This is a genomic window from Brevundimonas bacteroides DSM 4726 (assembly GCF_000701445.1).
GTDB lineage: Bacteria > Pseudomonadota > Alphaproteobacteria > Caulobacterales > Caulobacteraceae > Brevundimonas > Brevundimonas bacteroides.
In genome coordinates, this window is sequence record NZ_JNIX01000014.1 from 65,282 (window position 1) to 89,194 (window position 23,913).

30 protein-coding genes are annotated in these 23,913 nt (G+C 68.2%); 11 read left to right on the plus strand and 19 right to left on the minus strand.

The genetic code is table 11. The features are described from left to right. Window positions 1–68: 68 nt before the first annotated feature. Complete coding sequence (locus Q333_RS0112850; protein WP_029417505.1) at window positions 69–668, plus strand: MarR family winged helix-turn-helix transcriptional regulator; 600 nt, start codon at window positions 69–71, stop codon at window positions 666–668. On the opposite strand, the gene Q333_RS0112855 is transcribed toward Q333_RS0112850, so the two are convergent. From Q333_RS0112855 to Q333_RS16635, 7 genes are all read right to left on the minus strand, one after another. Further along, entirely contained in the window at window positions 665–883 is a 219-nt protein-coding gene (locus Q333_RS0112855; RefSeq protein ID WP_029417506.1) for a hypothetical protein, read from the minus strand. The genes Q333_RS0112850 and Q333_RS0112855 overlap by 4 nt on opposite strands. Before the next feature lie 34 nt (window positions 884–917). Further along, window positions 918–1,520, minus strand: coding sequence for a DsbE family thiol:disulfide interchange protein (locus tag Q333_RS0112860; protein WP_051651320.1), 603 nt, complete (start codon window positions 1,518–1,520; stop codon window positions 918–920). Next, a complete protein-coding gene (gene ccmD, locus Q333_RS17415) occupies window positions 1,517–1,672 on the minus strand; it encodes a heme exporter protein CcmD (protein WP_084176114.1) in 156 nt (51 codons plus the stop codon). The genes Q333_RS0112860 and ccmD overlap by 4 nt, the downstream gene beginning before the upstream one ends. Beyond that, entirely contained in the window at window positions 1,672–2,391 is a 720-nt protein-coding gene (locus Q333_RS0112870; RefSeq protein WP_029417508.1) for a heme ABC transporter permease, read from the minus strand. Before Q333_RS0112870 ends, ccmD begins: the two co-directional genes overlap by 1 nt. Before the next feature lie 138 nt (window positions 2,392–2,529). Further along, window positions 2,530–2,742 carry a cold-shock protein gene (locus tag Q333_RS0112875; RefSeq protein WP_029417510.1) on the minus strand — a complete coding sequence of 71 codons (213 nt, stop codon included), beginning with the start codon at window positions 2,740–2,742 and terminating at the stop codon, window positions 2,530–2,532. Between the two features lie 170 nt (window positions 2,743–2,912). Next, complete coding sequence (locus Q333_RS0112880; protein WP_029417511.1) at window positions 2,913–3,155, minus strand: hypothetical protein; 243 nt, start codon at window positions 3,153–3,155, stop codon at window positions 2,913–2,915. A gap of 4 nt (window positions 3,156–3,159) precedes the next feature. Then, the gene (locus Q333_RS16635; RefSeq protein ID WP_051651321.1) at window positions 3,160–4,419 is read right to left on the minus strand and encodes a YihY/virulence factor BrkB family protein; all 1,260 of its coding nucleotides are present in this window, start codon (window positions 4,417–4,419) and stop codon (window positions 3,160–3,162) included. A 75-nt stretch (window positions 4,420–4,494) separates the two neighbouring features. On the opposite strand from Q333_RS16635, the gene Q333_RS0112890 reads away from it, so the two are divergent. Genes Q333_RS0112890 through xth form a run of 3 tightly spaced genes read left to right on the plus strand, consistent with a single transcriptional unit; the run spans window position 4,495 to window position 6,941 of the window. Then, window positions 4,495–5,259 (plus strand): MOSC domain-containing protein, encoded by a 765-nt coding sequence (locus Q333_RS0112890; protein ID WP_029417515.1) that lies wholly within the window; start codon window positions 4,495–4,497, stop codon window positions 5,257–5,259. Beyond that, window positions 5,260–6,144, plus strand: coding sequence for a peptide chain release factor N(5)-glutamine methyltransferase (prmC, locus tag Q333_RS0112895; protein WP_029417517.1), 885 nt, complete (start codon window positions 5,260–5,262; stop codon window positions 6,142–6,144). Further along, window positions 6,141–6,941 carry an exodeoxyribonuclease III gene (xth, locus tag Q333_RS0112900; RefSeq protein WP_035294412.1) on the plus strand — a complete coding sequence of 267 codons (801 nt, stop codon included), beginning with the start codon at window positions 6,141–6,143 and terminating at the stop codon, window positions 6,939–6,941. Before prmC ends, xth begins: the two co-directional genes overlap by 4 nt. Here the strand turns inward: xth and Q333_RS0112905 are convergent. The 7 genes from Q333_RS0112905 to Q333_RS0112935 all read right to left on the minus strand — a co-directional run bounded on the left by Q333_RS0112905 (window position 6,938) and on the right by Q333_RS0112935 (window position 13,125). Beyond that, window positions 6,938–7,117, minus strand: a complete 180-nt coding sequence (locus Q333_RS0112905) for a hypothetical protein (protein WP_029417519.1) — start codon at window positions 7,115–7,117, stop codon at window positions 6,938–6,940. The two genes, xth and Q333_RS0112905, sit on opposite strands and share 4 nt — an antisense overlap. 26 nt (window positions 7,118–7,143) lie before the next feature. Beyond that, window positions 7,144–8,025, minus strand: a complete 882-nt coding sequence (locus tag Q333_RS0112910) for a ParB/RepB/Spo0J family partition protein (protein WP_029417520.1) — start codon at window positions 8,023–8,025, stop codon at window positions 7,144–7,146. A 21-nt stretch (window positions 8,026–8,046) separates the two neighbouring features. Next, window positions 8,047–8,856, minus strand: coding sequence for a ParA family protein (locus Q333_RS0112915; RefSeq protein ID WP_029417521.1), 810 nt, complete (start codon window positions 8,854–8,856; stop codon window positions 8,047–8,049). Then, a complete protein-coding gene (gene rsmG / locus Q333_RS0112920; protein ID WP_029417522.1) occupies window positions 8,849–9,463 on the minus strand; it encodes a 16S rRNA (guanine(527)-N(7))-methyltransferase RsmG in 615 nt (204 codons plus the stop codon). The genes Q333_RS0112915 and rsmG overlap by 8 nt, the downstream gene beginning before the upstream one ends. Further along, window positions 9,463–11,319, minus strand: coding sequence for a tRNA uridine-5-carboxymethylaminomethyl(34) synthesis enzyme MnmG (gene mnmG, locus Q333_RS0112925; RefSeq protein ID WP_029417524.1), 1,857 nt, complete (start codon window positions 11,317–11,319; stop codon window positions 9,463–9,465). The genes rsmG and mnmG overlap by 1 nt, the downstream gene beginning before the upstream one ends. A 122-nt stretch (window positions 11,320–11,441) precedes the next feature. After that, entirely contained in the window at window positions 11,442–12,740 is a 1,299-nt protein-coding gene (gene mnmE, locus Q333_RS0112930) for a tRNA uridine-5-carboxymethylaminomethyl(34) synthesis GTPase MnmE (RefSeq protein WP_029417527.1), read from the minus strand. 157 nt (window positions 12,741–12,897) lie between these two features. After that, window positions 12,898–13,125: a DUF6489 family protein gene (locus tag Q333_RS0112935; protein WP_029417528.1), complete on the minus strand. Its 228-nt coding sequence runs from the start codon at window positions 13,123–13,125 to the stop codon at window positions 12,898–12,900. A gap of 78 nt (window positions 13,126–13,203) precedes the next feature. Here Q333_RS0112935 and Q333_RS0112940 point away from each other — a divergent pair, with 78 nt between their 5' ends. Further along, on the plus strand, window positions 13,204–14,175 hold the full coding sequence (locus Q333_RS0112940; RefSeq protein WP_029417530.1) for a quinone oxidoreductase family protein: 972 nt from the start codon (window positions 13,204–13,206) through the stop codon (window positions 14,173–14,175). Window positions 14,176–14,196: 21 nt separating this feature from the next. Here the strand turns inward: Q333_RS0112940 and rho are convergent, their stop codons facing one another. The 4 genes from rho to hemE form a co-directional block, all read right to left on the minus strand. After that, window positions 14,197–15,609 carry a transcription termination factor Rho gene (gene rho / locus Q333_RS0112945; RefSeq protein ID WP_029417532.1) on the minus strand — a complete coding sequence of 471 codons (1,413 nt, stop codon included), beginning with the start codon at window positions 15,607–15,609 and terminating at the stop codon, window positions 14,197–14,199. A 229-nt stretch (window positions 15,610–15,838) separates the two neighbouring features. After that, window positions 15,839–16,291: a CopD family protein gene (locus Q333_RS0112950; protein WP_029417533.1), complete on the minus strand. Its 453-nt coding sequence runs from the start codon at window positions 16,289–16,291 to the stop codon at window positions 15,839–15,841. Between the two features lie 11 nt (window positions 16,292–16,302). After that, complete coding sequence (gene hemH / locus Q333_RS0112955) at window positions 16,303–17,379, minus strand: ferrochelatase (protein WP_029417535.1); 1,077 nt, start codon at window positions 17,377–17,379, stop codon at window positions 16,303–16,305. After that, window positions 17,376–18,413 (minus strand): uroporphyrinogen decarboxylase, encoded by a 1,038-nt coding sequence (gene hemE, locus Q333_RS0112960; RefSeq protein WP_029417540.1) that lies wholly within the window; start codon window positions 18,411–18,413, stop codon window positions 17,376–17,378. Before hemE ends, hemH begins: the two co-directional genes overlap by 4 nt. A 503-nt stretch (window positions 18,414–18,916) precedes the next feature. Between hemE and Q333_RS0112965 the strand changes: the two genes are divergently transcribed. The 5 genes from Q333_RS0112965 to dnaQ are packed head-to-tail and all read left to right on the plus strand — an operon-like array spanning window position 18,917 to window position 22,561. Next, window positions 18,917–19,786, plus strand: coding sequence for a pyruvate, water dikinase regulatory protein (locus Q333_RS0112965; RefSeq protein ID WP_029417542.1), 870 nt, complete (start codon window positions 18,917–18,919; stop codon window positions 19,784–19,786). Beyond that, window positions 19,783–20,376 (plus strand): Maf family protein, encoded by a 594-nt coding sequence (locus tag Q333_RS0112970; protein ID WP_029417544.1) that lies wholly within the window; start codon window positions 19,783–19,785, stop codon window positions 20,374–20,376. Before Q333_RS0112965 ends, Q333_RS0112970 begins: the two co-directional genes overlap by 4 nt. Then, window positions 20,373–21,197, plus strand: coding sequence for a shikimate dehydrogenase family protein (locus Q333_RS0112975; RefSeq protein ID WP_029417546.1), 825 nt, complete (start codon window positions 20,373–20,375; stop codon window positions 21,195–21,197). The genes Q333_RS0112970 and Q333_RS0112975 overlap by 4 nt, the downstream gene beginning before the upstream one ends. After that, a complete protein-coding gene (coaE, locus tag Q333_RS0112980) occupies window positions 21,194–21,835 on the plus strand; it encodes a dephospho-CoA kinase (protein ID WP_029417548.1) in 642 nt (213 codons plus the stop codon). The genes Q333_RS0112975 and coaE overlap by 4 nt, the downstream gene beginning before the upstream one ends. A 6-nt stretch (window positions 21,836–21,841) precedes the next feature. Beyond that, on the plus strand, window positions 21,842–22,561 hold the full coding sequence (dnaQ, locus tag Q333_RS0112985) for a DNA polymerase III subunit epsilon (protein ID WP_029417550.1): 720 nt from the start codon (window positions 21,842–21,844) through the stop codon (window positions 22,559–22,561). A gap of 4 nt (window positions 22,562–22,565) precedes the next feature. Here dnaQ and secB read toward each other — a convergent pair whose 3' ends face one another. Beyond that, the gene (gene secB, locus Q333_RS0112990; protein ID WP_029417551.1) at window positions 22,566–23,054 is read right to left on the minus strand and encodes a protein-export chaperone SecB; all 489 of its coding nucleotides are present in this window, start codon (window positions 23,052–23,054) and stop codon (window positions 22,566–22,568) included. A 198-nt stretch (window positions 23,055–23,252) separates the two neighbouring features. Here secB and timA point away from each other — a divergent pair, with 198 nt between their 5' ends. Beyond that, window positions 23,253–23,888 carry a TIM44-related membrane protein TimA gene (timA, locus tag Q333_RS0112995; RefSeq protein WP_029417552.1) on the plus strand — a complete coding sequence of 212 codons (636 nt, stop codon included), beginning with the start codon at window positions 23,253–23,255 and terminating at the stop codon, window positions 23,886–23,888. Window positions 23,889–23,913: the final 25 nt, after the last annotated feature.

Genomic DNA, 23,913 nt, shown 5'->3' on the forward strand with positions numbered 1-23,913 from the left:
AATCGTCTGTCGTCAAACCGTAAAGCGAGGCTGATAACCCTCCGCACACGGCAAAGGGGATGGCGTCGATGGTGAAGTCCGGAAAACAGGCGCGGCGTTCGGGAACGCTCGCCGAGTCTCCCAGCCACCTGATGCACCGGGCGCTGCAGCTGGCCCTCGACATCTACGCCGAGGAACTGGGTTCCGACGGCCCGACCCAGCGGCAGTTCGCGGTCATGGAGGCCGTGTCCGTCAAGGAAGGTCTGACCCAGACCGATCTGGTCAAGGCCACCGGCATCGACCGCTCGACGCTCGCCGATCTCGTCGCGCGCATGACGACCAAGGGCCTGCTGACGCGCGAACGTTCGACTCTGGACGCCCGAGCCAAGGCGGTGCGTCTTTCGGCGGAGGGTCAAGCCCTGCTCGACGCCGCCCGGCCCAAGGTTGAGGCGGCGGACCGTCGCATCATGGCCATGCTGCCCAAGGGAAAGCGCGACGGCTTCCTCGATCTGCTGTCGGAGCTCGCGTCCGCCGCCGACGCCGCGCCTGATCAGGCGAAGGCCGAGGCCAAGGCGCTGAAAAAGGCGCAGAAGGAAGCCAGAAAGGCCGAAAAGGCGGCGAAGAAGGCCGCCGAGCCCAAGAAGGCCCGCAAGGCCAAGAAGCCGAAGGTGGTCGAACCCGCCGCCTAGACGCGGATATCGAGCAGGGCACCGGGGCGGGGAAGACGGGGTGTCTCCTCCTGGGCACCGGCCCGAGCGGAAGCCGTCGCGGTCGCAGCCGCCGCGACGGGCGCGACCTCGGCGAGTGCGGCGCGGAAGAAGGCAGCCTGCGCGGCGCGCATCTGGGCCGACGGTCCCGTGGACGGGGGCTGGGCAATAGGCAGGTCAGGGCGGATCGCGCTCATGCCGACAGGGTTAACGATCCCCGTCGAAAAAGGGTTAACGCGCCGCGGCTTCGCGCTGGATCGCGAGCTCCTCGGGCGTGCGCGCCGTCGGCAGCGGGCGGGCCGGGGCGTCCAGCGCCGCGACCAGCCGATCGACGTCCGCCTGGGTCAGAAGCGGTCCCGACGCCTTGGCGACGATCCGGCCCATGGCGTCGACGGCGAAGGTCTCCGGCACCCCCGACACGCCGAGATCCAGACCCGCGCGGCCTTCCTGATCGACTAGCACCATTGTGAAGGGGTCGCCCAGCTCGTCGAGGAAGGCGCGCGTGGCGACGGGCTCGTCCTTGTAGGCGACGCCGACGACCGCGATGCCCCGGGCCTTCAACGCCATCAGCTGGGGATGCTCGATGCGGCACGGCGCACACCAGCTGGCGAACAGGTTGACCAGCATGGGGCGGCCGACCCCGGCGGTCTTAAGGTCAACGTTCTGGGGGCCGGCGACATCGCCCTGCAGGATCGGCAGGACGGTCTCGGGCACGGTCTGGCCGACGATGGCGTCGGGTCGATACTCGGGATCGCGCTGCAGCGACCATCCGATGAACAGCACCGCCAGCCCGGCCAGAACGAGCAGCGGGATGACCGTCAGCCAGCGGCTCATGCGGCGTCCTCGTCTTCCAGGCGCTTCAGTTCGGCCTTCCAGCGCCGGGCCGAGGCGACCGCGCGGGCGACGACGGCGCCCAGCACGATCGCGGTGACCGCCCAGGCCGGCCAGACGAAGGCGCCGTAGGGGCTCATGTCGAGATCGAGCATCAGGCCTCCAGCGCCCGGCGCGCGCGGATGCCCTGGACCCGGCGGCGCACGACTTCGGCCCGGATGGTGGTCAGCCAGATCGCTCCGAACAGGGCTCCGTAGGCCGCCATCATGGTCAGGAGCGGGGCGAGGAAGACCGGATCGAGGCTGGTTCCCCCGGCCCGCAGCAGGGACGCGGGCTGATGCAGCGTGTTCCACCAGTCCACCGAGAACTTCACGATCGGCAGGTTGATGAGGCCGACGAGGCCCAGCACGGCGGCGGCGCGCGCGGCCTTCTGCTCGTCATCGATCGACGAGCGCAGCGCCATGTAGCCGAGGTAGAAGAGGAACAGCACCAGCACGCTGGTCAGCCGCGCGTCCCAGACCCACCAGGTCCCCCACATCGGCTGACCCCACAGACCGCCCGTAATCAGGGCCAGCGCCGTGAACGCCGCGCCGGGCAGGGCGGCGGCGCGCGCGGCGGCGTCGGCCAGCGAGTGACGGAAGACCAAGGCGAAGAAGCTGGACACGCCCAGCGCGGCATAGGCCCCTAGGCCGAGCGAAGCGGCGGGCACATGCACGAACATGATCCGCACCGTGTCGCCCTGCTGATAGTCGCCGGGCGCGGTGAAGCTGAGCCAGGCGCCGATCGCGAGCAGCAGCGCCGCCAGCACCCAGAGCACCGGGGTCACGGGCGCAGTGAAGCGCATGAACCTGTCGGGATTGGCGAGGCCGAACATCGTCATGGCGCTCTACGCGGGGGCCATCGCGGGAGCAAGCGCCCGCGTGTCGCGGCGGAAAGCGCCAGACATGGAAACGGGGCCGGAACAGGCGTTCCGACCCCGCGTCTCGACATCGCCTCGAAGGGCGGTCGTGGACTATTCCGGCGTCTTCAGCTGGCCGGCGGATTCCTTGCCGGTGCGACGGTCCTTTTCGACCTCATACGAGATCGTCTGACCCTCGTTCAGGCCGTTCATGCCCGCGCCTTCAACGGCCGAGACGTGAACGAACACATCCTTGCCGCCGTCGCTCGGCTCGATGAAGCCATAGCCCTTGGTTGAGTTGTACCACTTGACAGTTCCGGTCGCCATTTCAGCTCTCCGTTCGAAGTTGGCCGCAGGCAAAACACCTGAAACCTGTCGGGTCTGAATGGGATCGGCCAGAAACTCGGTGCGTTCGCAGAGAGAAGGGGCGTTACGCAGAGAGATCGACGAGCGGCCTTATGGACCGTTTGTCCTTCAGGCACAAGCGTTTCTGGAATTCAGTCGTCGTCCCCGTCATCCGTGACAGAAGCAGGGGCGGGGTCGTCGCCCCGGGGCGCGACGTAGTTCTCGAGGCACAGCTTGCGCAGCGCGCCCGTCATGGAGGCTCCATAGAGCCGGTCCTTGACGCCTTCATAGCCCTCGGCCTGAAGCCGGACCTTGATGTCGCCGACGGTGCGGCAGGCCCCGCTGCGCGCCAGTTCATAGGCGCGTTCGATGGTCGTCGGACGAAAGTTGTTCATCGGCCTAGATAGGGTCGGACCCTTCGATTTGCGAGCCGCGGACGTCGGGCTGGCGATCGCGCCGGCGTCGGAGCCGGTCGGTCAGCGCCTCGGCATGGCGCAGGGTGAAGCTCAGGGCGGCGGGACTTCCCTGGCGCGGGCCCACGGTGTCGGCCATGACCGCGCCGCGTTCACCCAGAGGCCGAGGGTCCCCGGTGGTGGTGTCCTGGGCCGTCTGATGCTCGATCTCGGCGTTGAGTTCGGCCCCCATCAGGATCACCTGCACGGAAATCCAGGTCCACAGCAGAAAGGCCATGGCCGTCGCCAAGGGCCCGTAAGAATCCAACCGCACGAAGGTGGTCAGGAACCAGCTGAAGACGAAAGAAGTCAGCACGCTCAGGCTGGCGGCAACTACGGCCCCCGGCGTGAGCCAGCGCCAGCGCGCCCGCGCGCGGCACGGTCCGAAACGGTAGATGACGGCCAGAGCGCCGACGTAGAGGGCGAACAGCACCGGCCAGCGCAGAGGCGCGAGCGCGTTCCACTCTTCGGCCAGGCCAAACACGCCCAGAACTACTGGAACGCCGACGACCAGAGCCGCCGTGACCAGCACCGCAGCCAGCCCCGTCAGGGTGAAGGCGAAGCAGATCAGGTTGTAGCGGACGATGTTGCGCTTCTCGACCTCGTGATAGGCGACGTTCAGCCCGTAGAACAGCGTCTTGATCCCGTTGTTGGCGGTCCAAAGCGACAGGGCCAACGTCCAGACGAGCGTGAAGGTCAGCTGCCGCGTCGATCCAGCGGCCAGCCGCTCCATCTCTCCGCCCAGGAAAGCCGCGACGTTGGACGGCAGCACCGAATAGAGCAGCGCCAGCCGGCTCCAGGCGTCCTCCGGATCGGCGAACAGGCCGTAGATTGTGACGAAGGCCCCCAGCGTCGGAAACAACGACAGCAGGATGAAGAAGGTCACCCCGCCCGCGACGAACCCGACCCGGTCGCCGAAGTAGGACCCGCCGACCCGCCAGGCGATATCGGTCCAGCCCTTGTGCGGGATTTCATGCGGATGGCGGGCGATCCGGCCCCGCCCCGGTTCGCGCGCTTCGTGGTCCTCGGGCGTGGGCGGTTTCGGCGGCGAGGGCTCCGGCCGGGGGGCGCGCAGTTCCAGGCCGTAGCGGTGGCCCTGGGAGTAGACGAGGTGCGCCGCCCCGGCCCCAGCCGCGAGACCGGCGATCGCCGCACCGATGAATTTCCAGGGGCCGGAAAACCCGGATCGTCGCGTGGTGGGAGACATCGGCGTCTGAACGGCTCCGCTTGTCCGTCGTTCCGCACGCTTGCCTGAGAGGGTCCGGTCGGGCACGGAACGACGGTGACCGCCCTTGCCCGCATCGCCGCGCTGTACCGCCATCCGGTCAAGGGTCTGACGCCCGAGCCGCTGCATGCGGCGCGGCTGGAGGCCAGATCGGCCTTCCCCGGCGACCGGCTGTTCGCCGTCGAGGTCGGGCCGTCGGGGTTCGATCCCGAGGCTCCGGCGCACATTTCCAAGATGCGGTTCGCCGTTCTGGCGCGCATCCCGGCGCTCGCACGCGTCGTCAGCGGCTGGAGTGAAGCCAGCGGCGATCTAACGGTTCGCGCACCCGGCGCCGATCCCCTGACCGTGCCACTGGGTCAAGCCGATGGGGACCGGGCGCTCGAAGCCTGGCTCACGACTGTTCTGGGCGACGAAGCGAACGCGCCGCTGAAAGTGCTGGACGGTCGCGGTCACCGCTTCATGGATGACCCGAAAGGTGCCGTCTCGGTCCTGAACCTCGCCAGTCTGCGCGATCTGTCCGAGCGGATCGGCCGGCCGCTCGACCCCTTGCGGTTTCGCGCGAACGTCCATGTCGAAGGCTGGGACCCTTGGATCGAGAACGACGTGGCGGGTCGAAGCCTGAAACTCGGCCCGGCCACGCTGAAGGCCATCAAGCCGATCCGCCGCTGCGTGGCCGTCGATGTCGATCCTGGGACCGGCGAGCGCGACGCCGATCTGGTCGGCGACCTGATGCGTCTCTATGGCCATGCCTTCTGCGGTCTCTATCTGTCGGTCCAGACGTCCGGCGAGATCGCCGTGAACGACCCCGTCGAGTGGATTTGAATGAGCGACGCCCCCACCCTGCTGACCGCCTGGAAGTCGGCCCAGACCGCGCTGAAGGCGCAGAAGATCGACAGTCCCGCCATCGATGCGCGGCTGTTGCTGGAGGCCGCGACCGGCTGCACGCGGCTGGACATCCTGACCGACCCGTATCGCGCCGTGACCGCGGATCAGCAGGCCACGCTGGACGGCTATCTGGAGCGGCGGCTGCGGCGCGAGCCGGTGTCGCGCATCCTGGGCCGCAAGGGCTTCTGGAAGATCATACTGAACGTCACCCCCGACGTGCTCAGCCCGCGCCCGGACACCGAGGCCCTGATCGACGTGGCGCTGCTGGCCTTCGAGCCAGGGCAACATTTCCACGCCATCGACCTGGGGACCGGATCGGGCGCGATCCTGCTGGCGCTCCTGACCGAGCGCCCGGCGGCGCATGGCGTGGGCACCGACATCTCGTCCGAGGCCCTGGCGGTCGCGCGGGAGAACGCCGCCAATCTGGGGCTGGACGGCCGCGCCGCCTTCCTGCGGACCGAATGGGCGGCGGGGTTCGGCGATCGCAGCTTCGACCTGGTAGTGTCGAACCCGCCCTATATTCCGTCGGACGACATTCCCGGTCTCGATCCGGAGGTGCGGGACCACGATCCGGTGCTGGCGCTCGACGGCGGGCCGGACGGGCTGCAGGCGTATCGCGATCTGGCCCCTGAGATCATGCGCATCCTGAAACCCGGCGGTGTCTTCGCGGTCGAGATCGGCTGGGATCAGGGCCCGCAAGTGAAAGCTCTGTTCGAGGCCGCGGGCTTCGCCGACGTGAAGGTCGTCAAGGACCTGGGCGACCGTGACCGGGTCGTCACCAACGGCCCGGACCCTCGCACCACGCCGATCCGGCAGGGCTGAGCCGCGTGCGCGTCGCCACTTGGAACATCAACTCCGTCCGTCTGCGCATCGACCAGGTCGCCCGCTTCGTCGCGGAGAGCGGGAGCGACGTCCTTTGCCTGCAGGAGATCAAGTGTCTGGAGGACCAGTTCCCCCGGAACGCCTTCGCCGAGATGGGCCTGCCGCACCTGAAGATCGCGGGCCAAAAAGGCTGGCACGGCGTGGCCATCGCCAGCCGTTTCCCCATCGAGCCATCGCAGACCTTCGATGCCTGCAAGCTCGGCCACGCCCGGTGCGTCTCGGCGCGAATCGCCGGCGTGGACGTGCAGAACTTCTACATCCCGGCGGGCGGCGACGTGCCCGACCGGGCGCTGAACCCCAAGTTCGACCACAAGATGGATTTCTACGAGCGCCTGACCGAGACGGCCCGGGGGTTGGACCGCTCGCGGCCGCTTCTGATGTGCGGCGACTTCAATATCGCGCCCAGCGAGTACGACGTCTGGAACCACCGCTTCATGTCCAAGGTGGTCAGCCACACGCCCATCGAGGTGGAGACGCTGAACCGTCTCCAGGCGGCCGGCGGCTTTGTCGACGTGGTGCGCGAGGCTTTCCCCGAGCCGCAGAAGCTGGCCAGCTGGTGGAGCTATCGCGCCGTCGATTTCCGCAAGACCAACAGGGGGCTGCGGCTGGACCACATCTGGACCTCGCCGGGTCTGGCCCCGGCGGTGGTGGCCCAATCAGCGACGATCCATGAGCCCGTCCGGGCTTGGGAGCAGCCGTCGGACCACTGCCCCATCACGGTCGATCTGGACGTCTAACCGCGCTTGGACGCCTTGCGGAAGGCGGGCTTGGCCAAGGCGGTGTTTCGTGCGCTCACGGCTTTCTCGGGATGCTGGCCGGGCTTGAAGGCCGGCCCCCCGGACTGGGCGCCGGCCTTCTTGGCCGCGAGGACCCGTTTCAGAGCTTCGGCGGCGGTTTCGGGTGTGTCGGTCATGGCCGCAGGCTAGCACGCCCGCGCCGTCAGCCGCGCATCAATCGGCGACACAGGTCGTCCAGCTGCTCGAGGTTGGCGTAGGACAAGGTCAACTCGCCCTTCCCGCCCCTGTCGCTCAGCGTGACCTTCAGGCCGAGCGCATCCGCCAGATCCTGCTCCAGCGCCGCTGTGTCGGGAGAGGTCGTCGCCACTGTCTTTCCACGGGGCTTGGCCCCCACCTCCTGCGACTTGCGGGCCAGGGCTTCGGTCTGGCGGACGTTCAGGCCCTCCAGCATGATCTTCTCGGCCAGGACGTCCGGATCCTTGGCGGTCAGAAGCGCCCGCGCATGGCCCGCCGACAATATCCCCTCGCTGACCAGCTCCTTCACCCGCGGCGTCAGGTAGGTGAGGCGCAGCGTGTTGGCGACGTGGCTTCTCGACTTGCCGACGATGCCAGCCACGGCGTCCTGTGTCCGTCCAAAGCGTTCCATCAGCGAAGCGTAGGCCTGAGCCTCTTCCAGCGGGTTGAGGTCGGCGCGCTGGACGTTTTCGATGATGGCGACTTCCAGCACCTCCAGGTCGTCCATCTGGCGCACGATGATCGGCACTTCTGTGAGCCGAGCGGCTTGAGCGGCGCGCCAGCGGCGTTCCCCGGCGATGATCTGCCACACGCCGTCTTCGCCCGACTGGGTGCGGACGAGAATTGGCTGCAGAACGCCCTTGTCGCGGATCGACTGGGTCAGCTCCGACAGGTCTTCCGGCCGGAACACCTTCCTTGGCTGATCCGGGTTGGGCTTCAGGCTCTCGATCGGCGCGAGTTGCACACCGGCCGGAAGAGGCTGACCCGGCGCGATCGGCGCAGCTTCGGCGGCCGCATCGCCCAGAAGGGCCGACAGACCGCGACCCAGACCTCTTTGACGTTCAGACAAGTTGTTGTTTCCGTTCGTTTATCAGGCGGCAAGGCGGCGGCGCTCGCGCCCCACGACTTCCTTGGCCAGCCGCAGATAGGCTTGGCTGCCGGTGCATTTCAGGTCGTAGATCAGGACAGGCTTGCCAAAGGACGGGGCCTCGGAGACCCGGACGTTCCGGGGGATCACGGCCTCATAGACCTTGTCGCCGAAGTGGGCCCGGACGTCCGCCGCCACCTGCCCCGACAGGGCGTTGCGCCGATCGAACATCGTCAGGACGAGACCTTGGATTTCGAGGCTCGGATTCAACGATTGACGGACCATCTCGATGGTCTTCATCAACTGCGTCAACCCTTCGAGCGCGAAGAACTCGCATTGCAGCGGCACCAGGACCCCGTCCGCCGCCGCCATGGCGTTCAGCGTCAGCAGGTTCAAGGACGGGGGGCAGTCGATCAGGACATAGTCATACCGGGCGCTACCACCCTGCCCCTGCGCCGCCAACGCGTCGCGCAAGCGATAGGAGCGCCGGTCCGCTTGGCTCAGCTCGATCTCGACGCCCGACATGTCCGCGTCGGCGGGAATGATGTCCAGACCCGGCACGGCCGTCGGTACGGCCGCGTCATCCACGGACCTGCCGTCGACGATCACGTCGTAGATGGTGATACGGCGTGTTTCACGTGGAACACCCAAGCCGGTAGAGGCATTGCCTTGGGGGTCCATATCCACGATCAGCACCCGCTCGCCGATGGCGGCCAGCGCCGTGCCCAGGTTGATCGCGGTCGTGGTCTTGCCCACCCCGCCCTTCTGGTTGGAGACGGCGAGGACGCGGGCGGGACGGCTGGAACTAGCCACGGCGTTTCAGGCTCCGGACGGTGACGATGCGGCCGCGCGGATCGCTGCGCGAGACGGAGAGGTCGGCCTCCACTTGCCAGACCTTGGCGGCGTCCTGCAACTCGAGCTCGGCCTTCTCTCCCTTCAGAAACAGACCTTGTGCACCGCGCTGCAGATAGGGCTGTGCATAACCCAGCAGCTTCTCCATCGGCGCTACGGCGCGGGCGGTAACGACATCGACCTTGAGCGCCTGCTGCTCAGCCCTGCCCCAGATCACGGTGGCCGGAAGCGAGAGCGCGTCCACAACGCTTTGCAGGAACCGGCAACGTTTCTGGAGCGAGTCGATCAGCCAGACATGGCTGTCCGGCCGGTCCTTGAGCAGGATGGCGAGCACCACTCCGGGGAAACCTGCGCCCGCGCCGAGATCGGCCCACGTCCTCGCGCCGGGCGCGAGGTCCAGCAACTGAGCCGAATCCCAGGCGTGGCGATTCCAGAAGTCCGGCAGGCTGTCCGGCCCGACGAGGTTCATCACCGCATTGGCTTCGGTCAGGCGACCGAGGAAGCTTTCAAGCTCCACCATGCGCTCAGGGGCGGCTCCGGTCAGCCGCTGGAACTCTTCAGCCGTCATCAGGCCGCGACGGGTGAGCGCTTCACGTGGGCCAGCAGGGCCGTCAGCGCCCCCGGCGTCACGCCTTCGATCCGCGCCGCCTGCCCGAGCGTGCGGGGTCGCACGCGATCCAGCTTCTCGCGGACCTCGTTCGACAGACTGCCGATGGCGGCGTAGTCCAGATCGACGGGAAGGCTCAGCGTCTCCTCGCGCCGCAAGGCCTCGGCGTCGGCGGCCTGACGGTCCAGGTAGCCCGCATAGCCCGCGTCGATCTCGATCTGCTCACGGATGGTGGGCGACCAGTCGCGAACGATCGGGAAGGCCGTCTCGAATGCAGTCAGGTCCACGCCGGGATAGGCCAAAAGATCGCGCATCGACCGCCGCTGACCGTCCGGGTTGACCGTGATCCCCAGCGCCTGCGCTTCCTTGGGCGTAAAGCGCGTCTCGCGCGCCAGCGCCGTGGCAGCCGCGAGCGCCTCGGCCTTCGCCTTGAACGCCGCGCGGCGTTCCGAACCGACCACGCCCGCCTCGACACCCAGCGGGGTCAACCGTTGATCGGCGTTGTCGGCGCGGAGAGTCAATCGATACTCCGCCCGGCTGGTGAACATCCGGTAGGGCTCGGTCACACCGCGCGTGACCAGATCGTCGATCATCACGCCGATGTAGGCCTGGTCCCGCCCGAGCACGATTTCCGGCGACCCGCCTGCCGCCCGCGCGGCGTTCAGTCCGGCGATCAATCCTTGAGCGCCCGCTTCCTCATAGCCGGTCGTGCCGTTGATCTGACCGGCTAGATAAAGGCCCGGCCGACGCTTGACCTCCAGCGCGGGGGTCAGCTCGCGCGGATCGACATAGTCGTACTCGATGGCGTAGCCGAAGCGGAAAACCTCGACCGCCTCCAGCCCCGGCATGGTGCGCAGGAAGGTCATCTGCGTCTCGGGCGAAACCGAAGTCGAGATGCCGTTGGGATAGACCGTCGGATCGTCCAGCCCTTCGGGCTCCAGGAAGACCTGGTGCGAGGTCTTGTCGGCGAAGCGGACGACCTTGTCTTCGATGGAAGGACAGTAGCGGGGTCCTCGGCCAGTCAGCCGGCCCCCGTAGACGGCGCTTTCGCCGAGATTTTCGGCGATGATCCGGTGGGTCTCTTCCGTCGTCGCCGTGATGCCGCAGGCGATCTGGGGCACGGTGATCCGGTCGCTCAGGAAGCTGAAGGGAACAGGCGTCTCGTCCGCCTCCTGCATCTCCAGTCGGTCCCAAGCGATGGTGCGGCCGTCCAGACGAGCGGGCGTCCCGGTCTTGAGGCGGCCCATGGCCAGGCCCGCGCCGTAAAGATCGGCGGCGAGCCCGGTCGAAGGCGCCTCGCCATGACGGCCCGCGGGGATCCGCTCGTCGCCCCGGTGGATGACGCCGTTCAGGAAGGTGCCCGTCGTCAGGGCGACCGCGCCCGCGCGCAGCTCCACGCCCTCACCCGTCGTCACCCCGACGACACGGTCGCCTTCGAGGATCAGGACCTCGGCCGTTCCGGCCATGAGCGTCAGGTTCGGCGTCGCTGCGAGCTCGGCCTGCATGGCCTCGCGGTATAGTCGGCGGTCGATCTGGCTGCGGGGGCCTCGGACCGCCGCGCCCTTCGAGCGGTTGAGCATGCGGAACTGGATGCCCGATACATCGGCCAATCGGCCCATCAGGCCGTCCAGGGCGTCGATCTCCCGGACCAGATGGCCCTTGCCCAGACCGCCGATGGCCGGATTGCAGGACATCTCGCCGATGGTCTCGAGCTTCTGGGTCAGCAGCAGGGTGCGCGCGCCGAAGCGCGCCGAGGCGGCGGCGGCCTCGCATCCGGCGTGCCCGCCGCCGATCACGATGACGTCGAAGGAGGTCATGGGAGGCGGGACATAGTCGAGATGGCTCAGAAACGCCACCTCAGGCCGTGTTTGTGCGCTACCGCTCGCCTTGCAGACGCTCCTTGCCTTAGCGCCTGTGTTTCACGTGAAACAGCCAGCCGTCACTTGCCGATGCAGAAGGTGGCGAAGACCTCGCCCAGCACATCCTCGACTCCGATTTCGCCGGTGACCCGGGACAGGGCGTCGGCCGCCCGGCGAAGGTCGTCCCCCGCCAGCTCCGGCGCATCGATCAGGCGAACCCGCGCGGCGTCGACGGCCTCGGCCGCCTCTGACAGCCGTCGTCTGTGCCGCTCGCGCGTCACGGCGGGGAAGTCCGCGCCAGACAGGTCACGCGCCAGTCGCTCCGCCAGCACGTCATGCAGCGTCTCGATCCCCTGCCCGGTGACGGCGCTGACGGCGAAGCCCTCAGACGGCACGACGCCGCCCCCGAGGTCGGCCTTGGTCCAGACGATCAGGTCGTCAGCTCGAACATAGGCGGCCGCCGGACCGTCCGGATCGCCCGGCGCGCGGACCCGCAGACGCAGATCGGCCGCTTGGGCGCGCGCCCTCGCCCGGCGGACGCCTTCGGCTTCGACGGGATCGTTGCTGTCGCGTAGGCCCGCCGTGTCGGACAGGGTCACGGCGTATCCGCCGATGATCAGATCGGCGTCGAGCACGTCTCGCGTCGTGCCCGCGATCGGCGTGACGATGGCGGCCTCTCGCCGGACCAGGGCGTTGAACAGCGCCGACTTGCCGGCGTTGGTTTCTCCGATCAGGACGATCCGATAGCCTTCCCGAACGCGACGGCCGCGATCAGCGTCGGCCAAGGCGGCGCGCAGGTCCGACAGCAGCTTGTCCAGAACCGGCCCCGCAGAACGGGCGAGGTGGTCGGGGACGTCCTCATCGGGGAAGTCGATCTCCGCCTCGACCAGCGCCAGCGCCGTCAGCAGGTCCCGCCGAAAGCCGGCATAGGTTTGGGACAGAGCGCCGTCGAGTTGACCCAAAGCCTGGGCTGCCTGGGCGGCAGTTTCGGCATCGACGAGGTCGGCGACGGCTTCGGCCTGGGCGAGGTCCATCCGGCCGTTCTGGAAGGCGCGGCGTGTGAACTCCCCTGGCTCGGCGGGGGCGAGGCCCATATCCAGCAGCGCACTGGAAACAGCCTCCACGACGGCGCGACCACCGTGGAGATGCAGTTCGGCGGCGTCCTCGCCTGTGTAGCTGTGGGGCGCGACGAAGCGCAGGACCAGAGCCTGGTCCAGGATCGCACCTTCGTGGCTGAGCTTGCGCAGGCTCGCGAGGCGGGGCTTCAGGCCGCCCGCTCCTAGCGCCTCGAGGGCGCGTTCCGTGTCCGGGCCGGACAGGCGAATGATCGCGACGGCTCCGCGACCGGGCGGTGTAGCGAGGGCGAAGATGGTGGTCACGTCACGTCTCCTCCCTGTCGGCGGAGCCGATGGGGAGGTGGATGCGAGCGCTGGCGAGCAGACGGAGGGGTCCTGGCGGCGGCGAGAACCCCTCCGTCTCTCCGCTTCGCTCCGAGCCACCTCCCCCCGCTGCGCGCGGGGAGGAGACCCTGCGTCCTCACGGCTTCACCACCGCCTGCATCATCTGGCGGAACTGGTCCTGGGCCTGGAGGCCGAAGGCGGTCCAGGACTTCATCAGCTCCTCAGGCTGCATGGCCGTGATGTTGGCCTCCATGCGCGACTGCATCTCGGCGACCAGGCGCTCGTTCAGCGGGGTGACGTCCGGCAGACCCAGGAAGGCGCGGGCCTCCTCGGGCGTGCACTCGGCCTCGACCTTGAATTTCATCATGGCGCTCCAACCTCTCGGATCGACCTCATAGGCCGATCCGGCCCCAGAAAGGAACCCGCCATGCCCGACGCCACGATGCGCGCCGTCCGTCTCGACCGCGCCGGCGGACCGGAGGTTCTGGAGATCGCTACGGTCCCGGTCCCGGAGCCGGGTCCGGGCCAGGTTCGCATCCGGCATCACGCCATCGGCCTGAACTTCATCGACATCTATCAGAGGGACGGGCTGTACCCTCTGACTTATCCGACCGGTCTGGGGCTGGAGGCCGCGGGGGTCGTCGAGGCCGTGGGTGAAGGCGTGACCCGCTTCGCGGTCGGCGACCGCATCGCCTACGCCAACGGCCCACCCGGCGCCTATGCCGAGGCGCACGTCGTGCATCAGGACAGGGCCGTCCGCCTGCCTGGCGACATCGCCTTCGAGACAGCCGCCGCCGCGATGCTGAAAGGCATGACGGCCGAATACTTAGTCCAGCGGGTGTTTCACGTGAAACAGGGAGACGCCATCCTAGTCCACGCCGCCGCCGGCGGGGTTGGCCTGATCCTATGTCAGTGGGCGCAAAGCCTGGGAGCGACTGTCATCGGCACGGTTGGCTCGGAGGCAAAGGCGGAACTCGCGAGGTCGCATGGTTGTGACCACGTCATCCTGTACGACCGCGAGGATGTTGCCGCACAGGTCCGCGAGATCACGGCCGGCGAAGGCGTAGCCGTGGCCTATGATTCCGTCGGGGCGGCGACGCTGGAGGCATCGCTGAGCAGCCTGCATCGGCGCGGAATGTTCGTCACCTATGGCAACGCCTCCGGCCCTGTGCCGCCGCTGGAGCCGCTCCGACTGTCGCGAGGCGGCTCGCTGTTCATGACCCGACCAACCCTGTTCGACTATGTCGCTACGCCAGAGGAGCTCGATGCGTCGGCCCAGGCGTTGTTCGCCGTCATCCGCTCGGGCCAGGTCAAGATCGAGATCGGCCAGACCTTCGCGCTCGATCAGGTTCGACAGGCCCATGAGGCCCTGGCGGGACGCAAGACCGTCGGATCGACGCTGCTGGCGCCGTAACGCCCAGCCGGGCAGCCGGCCTCAGGTGTTCATCGACTGGAAGAAGTCTGAGTTGTTCTTGGACTGACGCAGCTTGTCGAGCAGGAACTCGATGGCGTCCTGCGGACCCATGGGGTTAAGGATGCGGCGGAGCACATAGGTCTTGGTCAGCTGGTCCTTCGGCGTGATCAGGTCCTCTTTCCGCGTGCCCGACTTCAGCACGTCGATGGCGGGGAAGATGCGCTTGTCGGCGACCTTGCGATCCAGGACGATCTCGGAGTTGCCCGTGCCCTTGAACTCTTCGAAGATCACCTCGTCCATGCGGCTGCCGGTGTCGATCAGGGCGGTGGCGATGATGGTCAGCGAACCGCCCTGTTCCACGTTGCGCGCCGCGCCGAAGAAGCGCTTGGGCCGCTGAAGGGCGTTGGCGTCCACGCCGCCGGTCAGGACCTTGCCCGACGACGGCACGGTCGCGTTGTAGGCGCGGCCCAGGCGGGTGATGGAGTCCAGCAGGATCACCACGTCCTTCTTGTGCTCGACCAGACGCTTGGCCTTCTCGATCACCATCTCGGCGACGGCGACGTGGCGGGTGGCGGGCTCGTCGAAGGTCGAGGCCACGACCTCGCCCTTCACCGTGCGCTGCATGTCGGTGACTTCCTCGGGGCGTTCGTCGATCAGCAGGACGATCAGGAAGACCTCGGGGTGGTTGGCCTCGATCGACTTGGCGATGTTCTGCAGCATCACCGTCTTGCCGACACGCGGCGGGGCCACGATCAGGCAGCGCTGGCCCTTGCCCAGCGGGGCGACGATGTCGATGACCCGGCCCGAGCGATCCTTCAACGTCGGGTCCTGGATTTCCATGTGCAGCCGCTCTTCGGGATAGAGCGGGGTCAGGTTGTCGAACAGGACCTTGGTCTTGACCGCTTCCGGGTCTTCCAGATTGATCGTGTCGACCTTCAGCAGGGCGAAGTAGCGCTCGCCCTCGCGCGGCGCGCGGACGGCCCCGTGGATGGTGTCGCCCGAGCGCAGGCCGAAGCGGCGGATCTGGGACGGCGACACGTAGATATCGTCCGGACCCGGAAGATAATTGGCGTCCGGGCTGCGCAGGAACCCGAAGCCGTCGGGCAGGATTTCCAGCACGCCGTCGGCGATGATCTCGACCTCTTCCTCAGCCAGGGCCTTGAGGATGGCGAACAGCAGATCCTGCTTGCGCAGGTTCGAGGCGTTCTCGACCTCCAGCTGCTCGGCGAAGGCGACCAGGTCGGCCGGGGTCTTGGCGTTCAGCTCCTCGAGCGTGATCCGGCCCGAGGGGACGACGGGATCGCCCTCTTCTTCCGCCTCGTCGCCCAGATCGGCGGCGGCGTCCGCATCGTTCATGCCGTCGGCCTCGCCGGTTTCGGGCAGCAGGGTTTCGGTCTCGGGGGCGGTCGGGTCGGTGTCGCGGACGTCGGTCATGGGAAGGCTCGGATGCGCGCCGCCGGACGTCCGGCGCGGGGCGACGGAGCGGGCGGGGCTGAAGGTGCTGGCCTTGCGGCCGGATGGGAGGGCGACGGGTCCGAAGGCGGCATCCCCCTCAGTGAAAGAGGGCCAGCGATCGGTCGACGCGGAGAGAAGGGCAGCGCACCGAAATGCGCCTCGGGGTCAGCGGAACCACGAACCGAGGGTTGGGGTCAAGCGTCGCGGCTCAGAAGGTCCATTCCAGGGTGACGGACAGGACCATCAGGACCGCGAGGACGAACGGCACCTCATTGGTCATGCGCCAGAACTTCGAGGTGCGGGTCGAGGTCCCGGCGAGGATGCGCTTGCGCTCCGCGACCAGGAAGCCGTGCCAGCCGAGCAGGAGGAAGACGCCGACCAGCTTCAGCCAGATCCACGGCTGGGTCAGCATTTCCGCGCCCCGCAGATGGATAAGCCACAGCCCGACGACAAGGGCCACGATCATGGCGGGGTTGAGGATGATCTTCAGCAGCCGGGCCTGCCACAGCCGCAGCTGCTCGCGCATGCCGTCGCGCACCGCGTCCGGTTTGTCGGCCTGTTCGGCGTCGTAGGCATAGAGCCGGGGCAGGAACAACAGACCCGCCATCCAGGCGATCACCGCCAGAATGTGCAGGCCGCGCGCCAGATTGTACCAGTCCATCCGCCCTCTCCTCAGGCCGCGCGGCGTTCCGCCTGGCACGGACAGGCCTTCCAGCGGCCCTGACAGCCCGGACCCGCCGGCGCCGTCCCGGCGCGATGCAGGCTCTCGGCGACCGCGCCGGCCAGACCGTCGATGAAGGGAGCCATGACGCTGACGGTCGGGGCGCGCAGATAGGGGTGGACCCCGGCTTCATGCGCGAGCTCGCCGTATTCGATGTCGAGCTCGACCAGGGTCTCGATGTGCTCGGAGACGAAGGCGATCGGGGTCACGACCACGCCGACGCCGTCGCGTCCGGCCTGAACGATCACGTCGGGTGTGGCGGGACCCAGCCATTTCAGCGGTCCGACCCGGCTCTGGTAGCACAACACCCAGTCGGTCAGCTCGGCGCGGGCGGCAACGGCGGCGACGGTGGCCTCCACCTGCTCCTGATAGGGATCGCCCTTGTCGCTCACCAGCTTCTCGGGAATGCCGTGGGCGGAGAACAGCACCCGCAGCGGCTTGCCGGAATGGGCGGCCTCGGCCTCGGACAGCTTGGCACGCACGGCCCGGGCCTGGGCCTCGATCCAGCCGTCGAGACGCGGGTAGCAGCAGATGGTGCGGATACGCCCGGAGCCGGCATAGGCCTCGCCCCAGGCTTTCAGCGACGACGCGGTCGTGGTCGTCGAGAACTGCGGATAGAGCGGCAGCAGCACCACCTCGTCCGGGCCCCAGACGGCGACGTCGGCCGCGGCCTCCTCGGTCAGGGGATGCCAGTAGCGCATGGCCATGAAGCTCTTGATCTCGTCGCCCGGGAGAAGCCGAGCCAGGGCCGCGTCGAGCGCATCCATCTGCTTCTGCGTCTCGGCCTTCAGCGGAGACCCGCCGTTGGCATCCATCTGGGCGTAGTTTTCCTGGGCGCTGGCTTCGCGTCGCGAGGAGATCAGCCGGGCGAGCGGCGTGCGCACGAAACCCGGCAATCCGATGATAGCCGGGTCGTTGAAGAGATTGAACAGGAAAGGCTGGACGGTCTGGGCGTCGTCCGGCCCGCCGAGATTGAACAGGACGACGGCGATGCGGCGACTGCCGCCTGGGCCTTGGGCTGGGCTCACTGGGCTCCGATCCGCTTCAACACCTGCTCGACGTGAGCGATCGGCACGTCCGGCAGGATGCCGTGGCCGAGGTTGAAGATCCATGGCCCAGAGCCCCAGGCCTCGACAAGCTCATCCACCCTGCGGTCCAGAGCCGCACCGCCGACGCGCAGCAGCAGCGGATCGAGCGCGCCCTGGATCGGCTTGATCGCCTGAACCTCACGGCCCTTGGCCAGCGAGCAGGCGGTATCGAGCGCCACGCCCTGAACATCGACCTCGCGGGCGTATCGGTCGGCATGCAGCGCCGAGCCCCGCGGGAAGCCGATCAGGGGCACGGTCACGCCGAGTTCGCGCAGGCGGGCGACCAAGGCCTGATGGGGCTTGAGCACAAGCCGTTCGAACAGGTCGTCCGGCAGACCCTCCGCCCAGCTCTCGAAGATCTTGAGGCAGTCGGCGCCGGCATCGGCCTGCATCTTCAGATAATGGGCCGTGGCCTCGACCAGCACGGCCAGAACCGCATCGACCTTCTCCGGCTCGGCATAGGCGTAGGAGCGGGCCGTGGCGCGCTCGCCCTTGCCGATCGTGTCATGACCACCGTCCAGCATGTAGGTGGCGACGGTCCAAGGCGCGCCGGCGAAGCCGATCAGGGCGCGATGCGGCTCCAGTTCGGCGCGGACGCGCGTCAGGCTTTCGCCGACCTCCGACAGGGCGCGACCGGCTCCTTCGGCCAGGCCCTGCATGTGCTCGACCGACGGCAGCTCGCCCAGACGCGGCCCCTCGCCGGTCTCGAACCAGACCTTCTGGCCGAGCGCCTGGGGGATCAGCAGGATGTCGGCAAAGACGATGGCGGCGTCGAAACCGAACCGCCGCATGGGCTGGAGCGTGGCCTCGGCCGCCATTTGCGGGTTCAGGCAGAAGGCGATGAAGTTCGGCGCCTTGGCCCGCAGCTCGCGGTACTCGGGCAGGTAACGTCCCGCCTGACGCATGAACCAGACCGGGGGGCGGTCCAGGGTCTCGCCCCGAAGGACACGGATCAGCGAAGGCGTGGTGCTCATGGATCGGCTTTACGGGGCGAACGCCGTCCTCTCAAGCCCACGCTCCTCCCCCTTCACCTGATCAAGATTTGAAAAGGAATAGAGGAAGTCAGCAGGAGGCGGGATGGCGGGGATGAATCGCCTGCTCGAGGGTCTCCTGGGAAGCTTCTCCTGCGCCCTTCTAGGACAAGACGACGGCTGTGTGACGGCCTGTCGAAAACGGGGACAAGTCTTAACGAGGCGTTAACGCACCGGCTCGCGGACGTCGTCCGGGCTGAGCGTTCGCTTGGGCGCCATTTACGTTTCGTTAAGGATTTCCCCAGCCAATCGAGTGCGGAACCGGGCGCCGGGGATGATCCGGGTCCGGAACAGCGACGCTGTCCGATTCCGTCCCGGCTCGCCTCGGCATCCTCGCGCGGCTATAGACATCGGCGCCCTGGCCTCAGCCGTCGGCGCCCCGGGTCGTCCACAGGATTCCTCGCCATTCGCACCGCCGCCGCCCTCCCTGTCCCCGGACGATCCGCATGAGCCCGGCGCGCCCAGCCGGCGCTTCGCGCCTGGCCACCTACTTCCATGTGCACCTGGTGTCGGACTCGACCGGCGAGACGCTGAACGCCATGGCCAAGGCGGTGACGGCCCGATTCGACGGCGTCATTCCCATCGAGCACATCTATGCCCTGGTCCGGTCGGACAAGCAGATGGAGCGCGTCCTGGCAGAGGTGGCGTCGGCGCCCGGCGTGGTCCTGCACACCATCGTTGATCGCGACCTGCGCGCACAGCTGGAGGAAGGCTGCCGCGCGTTGGACATGCCCCAGATCGGGGCGCTGGATCCGCTGGTCGGGGCCCTGTCGCGATATCTGGGGGCGGCGCTGTCGACGCGGGTCGGGGCCCAGCACACGCTCGATCACGACTACTTCAACCGTATCGGCGCTTTGGACTTCGCCATGGCCCACGACGACGGCCAAGGCACGGCCGAGCAACTGGAAGGCGCCGACGTCGTGTTGGTCGGTGTCAGCCGGACGTCCAAGACTCCGACCTGCATCTATCTGGCCCATCGCGGCGTCCGCGCCGCCAACGTGCCGCTGGTGCCGGGGCAGGAGGATGGCGAGCGGCTGGTGGGCCTGAAGAATCCTCTGATCGTCGGTCTGACTGTTTCTCCCGACCGGCTGGTGCAGATCCGGCGCAATCGCCTGGATGGGCTGAACGCCAACCATGCCTCCTCCTATGTCGAGCCCGACGCCGTGCGAGAGGAGACGATCAAGGCCCGTCGCGCCTTCGAACGGCGCGGTTGGCCCACCATCGACGTCACTCGGCGTTCGGTCGAGGAGACGGCGGCAGCCGTGCTGAACCTGCTCAACGAGCGGCGCAGCAGGCAGTTAGGGGGCAGCTGGTGAACGCGTCCCTGATCCTGGCCTCTCGCAGCGCGGCGCGCCGGGCGATGCTGGCGGGCGCGGGCGTTCCGTTCGAGGCCGAGGACGCCGGGGTGGATGAACCCGCGATCAAGGCCGCTTCCGGGTCGGACGACCCTGTGGCCCTTGCTGTAGAACTGGCCAGGGCGAAGGCCTTGGCTGTCTCCCAGAGGCGACCCGGCGCCTGGGTGTTGGGGTCGGACCAGACTCTGGCCTTCGATGGCGGCCTGATTTCCAAGGCTCCGAACCTCTACGCAGCGCGTGATCGTCTGAAGTTGATGCGTGGCCGCGAGCATCAGCTGCATTCCGGAGCTGCCCTGGCGAAGGACAGCGTGGTCGTTTGGTCCGGCGTCGATACCGTACGGATGCGGATGCGCGACTTCTCCGATGCCTTCCTGGACGCCTATCTGGCGGCCGAGGGTGAGCCGGTCCTGGCCTCGGTCGGAGCCTATCGGCTGGAGGGGATGGGCAGCCAGTTGTTCGACCGGGTCGAAGGCGACTACTTCACCGTGCTGGGCATGCCTTTGTGGTCCGTGCTGGCCGAGCTGCGTCGCGTCGGAGCGATCGCGACATGAGCCGGATCACGGGGGCTGCGCGGCTGGCGGGCATCGTCGGCAATCCGGTCGCCCACTCGCTCAGCCCCATCATCCACAACGCCTGGATCGAGGCGCTGGGGCTGGACGCGGTCTATGCGGCCTTCACGCCCCGTGACGCGCACGGATTTGCCGTTCTGGTCGAAGCCGGCCGGGCCGGTCTGCTGGCTGGCGTCAACGTCACCGCGCCTTTCAAGGAGCAGGCTTTCGCCTTGGCGGATACGGTCTCCGAGACCGCCCGCGTCAGCGGCTCGGCGAATATCCTGAGGTTCCGCGATGGCCGAGTCGAGGCCGACAGCGCCGACGGCGAGGGCCTGCTCTGGGCCCTGAAGGATCAGGCTCCGGAGCTGGATCTGAACGGCGCCCCAGTGGTCATGCTGGGTGCCGGAGGCGCGGCGCGGGCGGCCGTGGCGGCGCTGGCGGGCGCGGGTGCCCGAGTGCGCATCGTCAACCGCACGCGGGAAAGGGCCGAGGCCCTGGCCGCCGATATCGGGCTTGGTGTCGAGGCGGCGGACGGCAGCGGGGCGTTCGAGGGTGCCCGGCTGGTCGTCAATGCGCTGAGCGTGAAGCCGGAGATCGATCCGGCCGGGTTCGCTTCTGAGACGGTGGTCATGGACATGACCTATCGACCCCTCAAGACCGCGTTCTTGACGGCGGCGAAGGCGGCGGGCCTGATCACGGTCGATGGCCTGGCCATGCTGGTCGGCCAGGCGGCGCCGTCGTTCCGGACCCTGTTCGACGCCGAGCCGCCGGCCTTCGATCCTCGGCCGCTGTTGCTGGCGCATCTGGGAGAGGCGGAGTGATCCTGCTCGGCCTGACCGGCTCCATCGGCATGGGCAAGTCGACGACGACGACCATGTTCGCCGAGCACGGCGCGGTGGTCTGGAACGCCGATGACGCCGTCCACGCCCTCTATGCGCCGGGCGGAGCGGCGGTCGGGCCGGTGGGCGAGGCTTTCCCGGGCGTCGTGATCGACGGCGCCGTCGACCGGGCGCGACTGGCCGAGGCCCTCGGTCGGGACGAGACGGCGTTTCGGCGGTTGGAGACCATCGTCCACCCGCTCGTCGCCGCCGGTCGGGTCGCGAATCTCCAGGCGGCGCGGGCGGCAGGGGTGAAGCTGGCCGTGCTGGATATCCCCTTGTTGTTCGAGACCGGCGGCGACCGGGCCGTGGATGCGGTGGTCGTCGTCACGGCTGATGCGGAAACCCAGAGGCAGCGGGTCCTGGCCCGGCCCGGCATGACGGTCGAACGGTTCGAGGCCATCCTGACGCGCCAGACGCCGGACGCCGAAAAGCGGCGTCGAGCCGACTTCATCGTCGACACCTCGGCGGGGATGCACGCCGCGCGCGCCCAAGTCGCCGAAATCGTGGGGACGGTTCTGGCTCCGGCGTGGACGCCGCCGCGCCGGACTCTTTCGCCGCCGGACGAAGCACACCATTAAGGTGGCATGGCCCGCGAGATCGTCCTCGACACTGAAACCACCGGCTTCGACCCCAAGACCGGCGACCGCCTGATCGAGGTCGGCTGCATCGAGATCGAGGACCTGCTGCCGACCGGCCGGACCTTCCATCGCTTCGTCAATCCGGAACGGTCGATTCCCGAGGGCGCGATCAAGGTCCACGGCATCACCGACGACAAGGTGAAGGACGCGCCCAAGTTCAAGGATATCGTCGCCGATCTGATGGACTTCATCGGCGACGCCCCGGTGATCGCCCACAACGCCAACTTCGACCGCGCCTTCATCGATCACGAGTGTGGCCTGTGCGGTCATGCCCTGATCGATCAAAGCCGATGGATCGACACCCTCGCCCTGGCGCAGAAGCGCTTTCCGGGCATGGCGAATTCGCTGGACGCCCTGTGCAAGCGGTTCAAGGTTTCGCTGATCGAACGCACCCTGCACGGCGCCCTGATCGATGCCCGTCTGCTGGCCGAGGTCTATCTGGAGCTGAAGGGCGGCAAGGAGCGTCGACTCGATCTCTCCGCCCGGACGGCGGTCCAGGTGGCGACGAAGGACGTGTCAGGCGGTGGCTATGCGCCTCGTCCCCGGCCCGTCGGGCCGCGCCTGACCGAGGCGGAAGCCGCTGCGCACGCGGCCTTCCTGCTGGAGACGCTGAAGGACCGGTCGCTGTGGGCGGGTTACGGCGTCGAGGTCGAGCCCGCCGCCTGACGGATCAGGCCGCGCCGGCCTGCTGGGCCGCCTGCTGCATGCGCGCGGCGTAGATGCCGGCGAAGTCGATCGGGTCCAGCATGAAGGGCGGATAGAAGCCGCCGTCCGACGTGGCGCGGGCCACGATTTCGCGCGCATAGGGGAACAGGTAGCGCGGACATTCGATCAGAAGCATCGGCTCGATGTCCTGCTCCGACACGCCCTGAAGCTGGAAAAGGCCGCCGTAGAGCAGTTCCACGTGGAACACCGGCGTCGTCTCGGTCGAGGCCTTGATGGATAGTTTGACGTCGACCTCGAACAGGCCGTCCGGGCGACCGCCCGCGTTCAGCTCCACACCCATGTCGATCTGGGGCTTGCCTTCCAGACGCAGGGAGTCCGGCGCGCGCGGGTTCTCGAACGACAGGTCGCGCACATACTGGGCCAGAATGCGGAAGCCCGCGATCGGCTGCTGGGCGGGAGCGCCGGAGGCGTCGGTGGGCGAGACGTCGGTCATGGTGCGAACAGTCGGTTGGGCGTCGAAAAGGACGAAGGTGCGCGCGACTAGCACCGGGGACGCGATGTCGCAACGCTCGCCGGGGCGGTGAGGCCGGGTGCGGCCCGCCTTGCGCCCGCCTATATAGGCACCTAATCGTCCAACCGAGTTCGTCCGGGCGGCCGCTGAGCCGTCGGACGCCAACGTCAGGAAGTGACCGTGCCGGTAGAATTCTCGATCGTGATCTTCGCCGTGATCGCGGCCGTCGTGCTGTTCCAGCTCTACAATGTGCTGGGCAAGAAGGTCGGCCGCCAACCCGAGGACGGGTCCAAGGTGCCAGTTTTAGGCAAGGCACCCGCGACGCCCGAGCCTGTGGCGAAGATGCCTGCCGTCGACGCCGCGGCCCTCGCCGCCGCCGCGTCCCTGCGTGCCCGCGACCCCGGTTTCGACCCAGGCAAGTTCATCGAGGGCGCGCGTCAGGCCTATGAGACGATTGTGCGCGGCTACGCCACCGGCGACCGCGCTGCGTTGAAACCGCTGCTGACCCCGTCGGTGCTGGAATCCTTCGAGGCCGGTATCGCCGCCCGCGAAACCCGGGGCGAGACCGAGGAGGTCGAGTTCCTGCACGGCCCGCGCGCGGATCTGGAAATCGCCTCGGCCGAGGGCGACAAGGCCGTGGCCAAGGTGCGCTTCCTCGCCGAGCTGCGCTCGAAGATCTTCCCGGCCGGCGCGGACGCAACGGCCGAGCCGCGCATCGAGGAGCGCCGCACCGCCGAGCACTGGACCTTTGAACGGTCGCTGGGCGCCACCGACCCCAACTGGGTTCTCGCCCGCGTCGAGCCCGCTAACGCGTGAGTGCGGGCGGCCGCGCGGCCCGGAT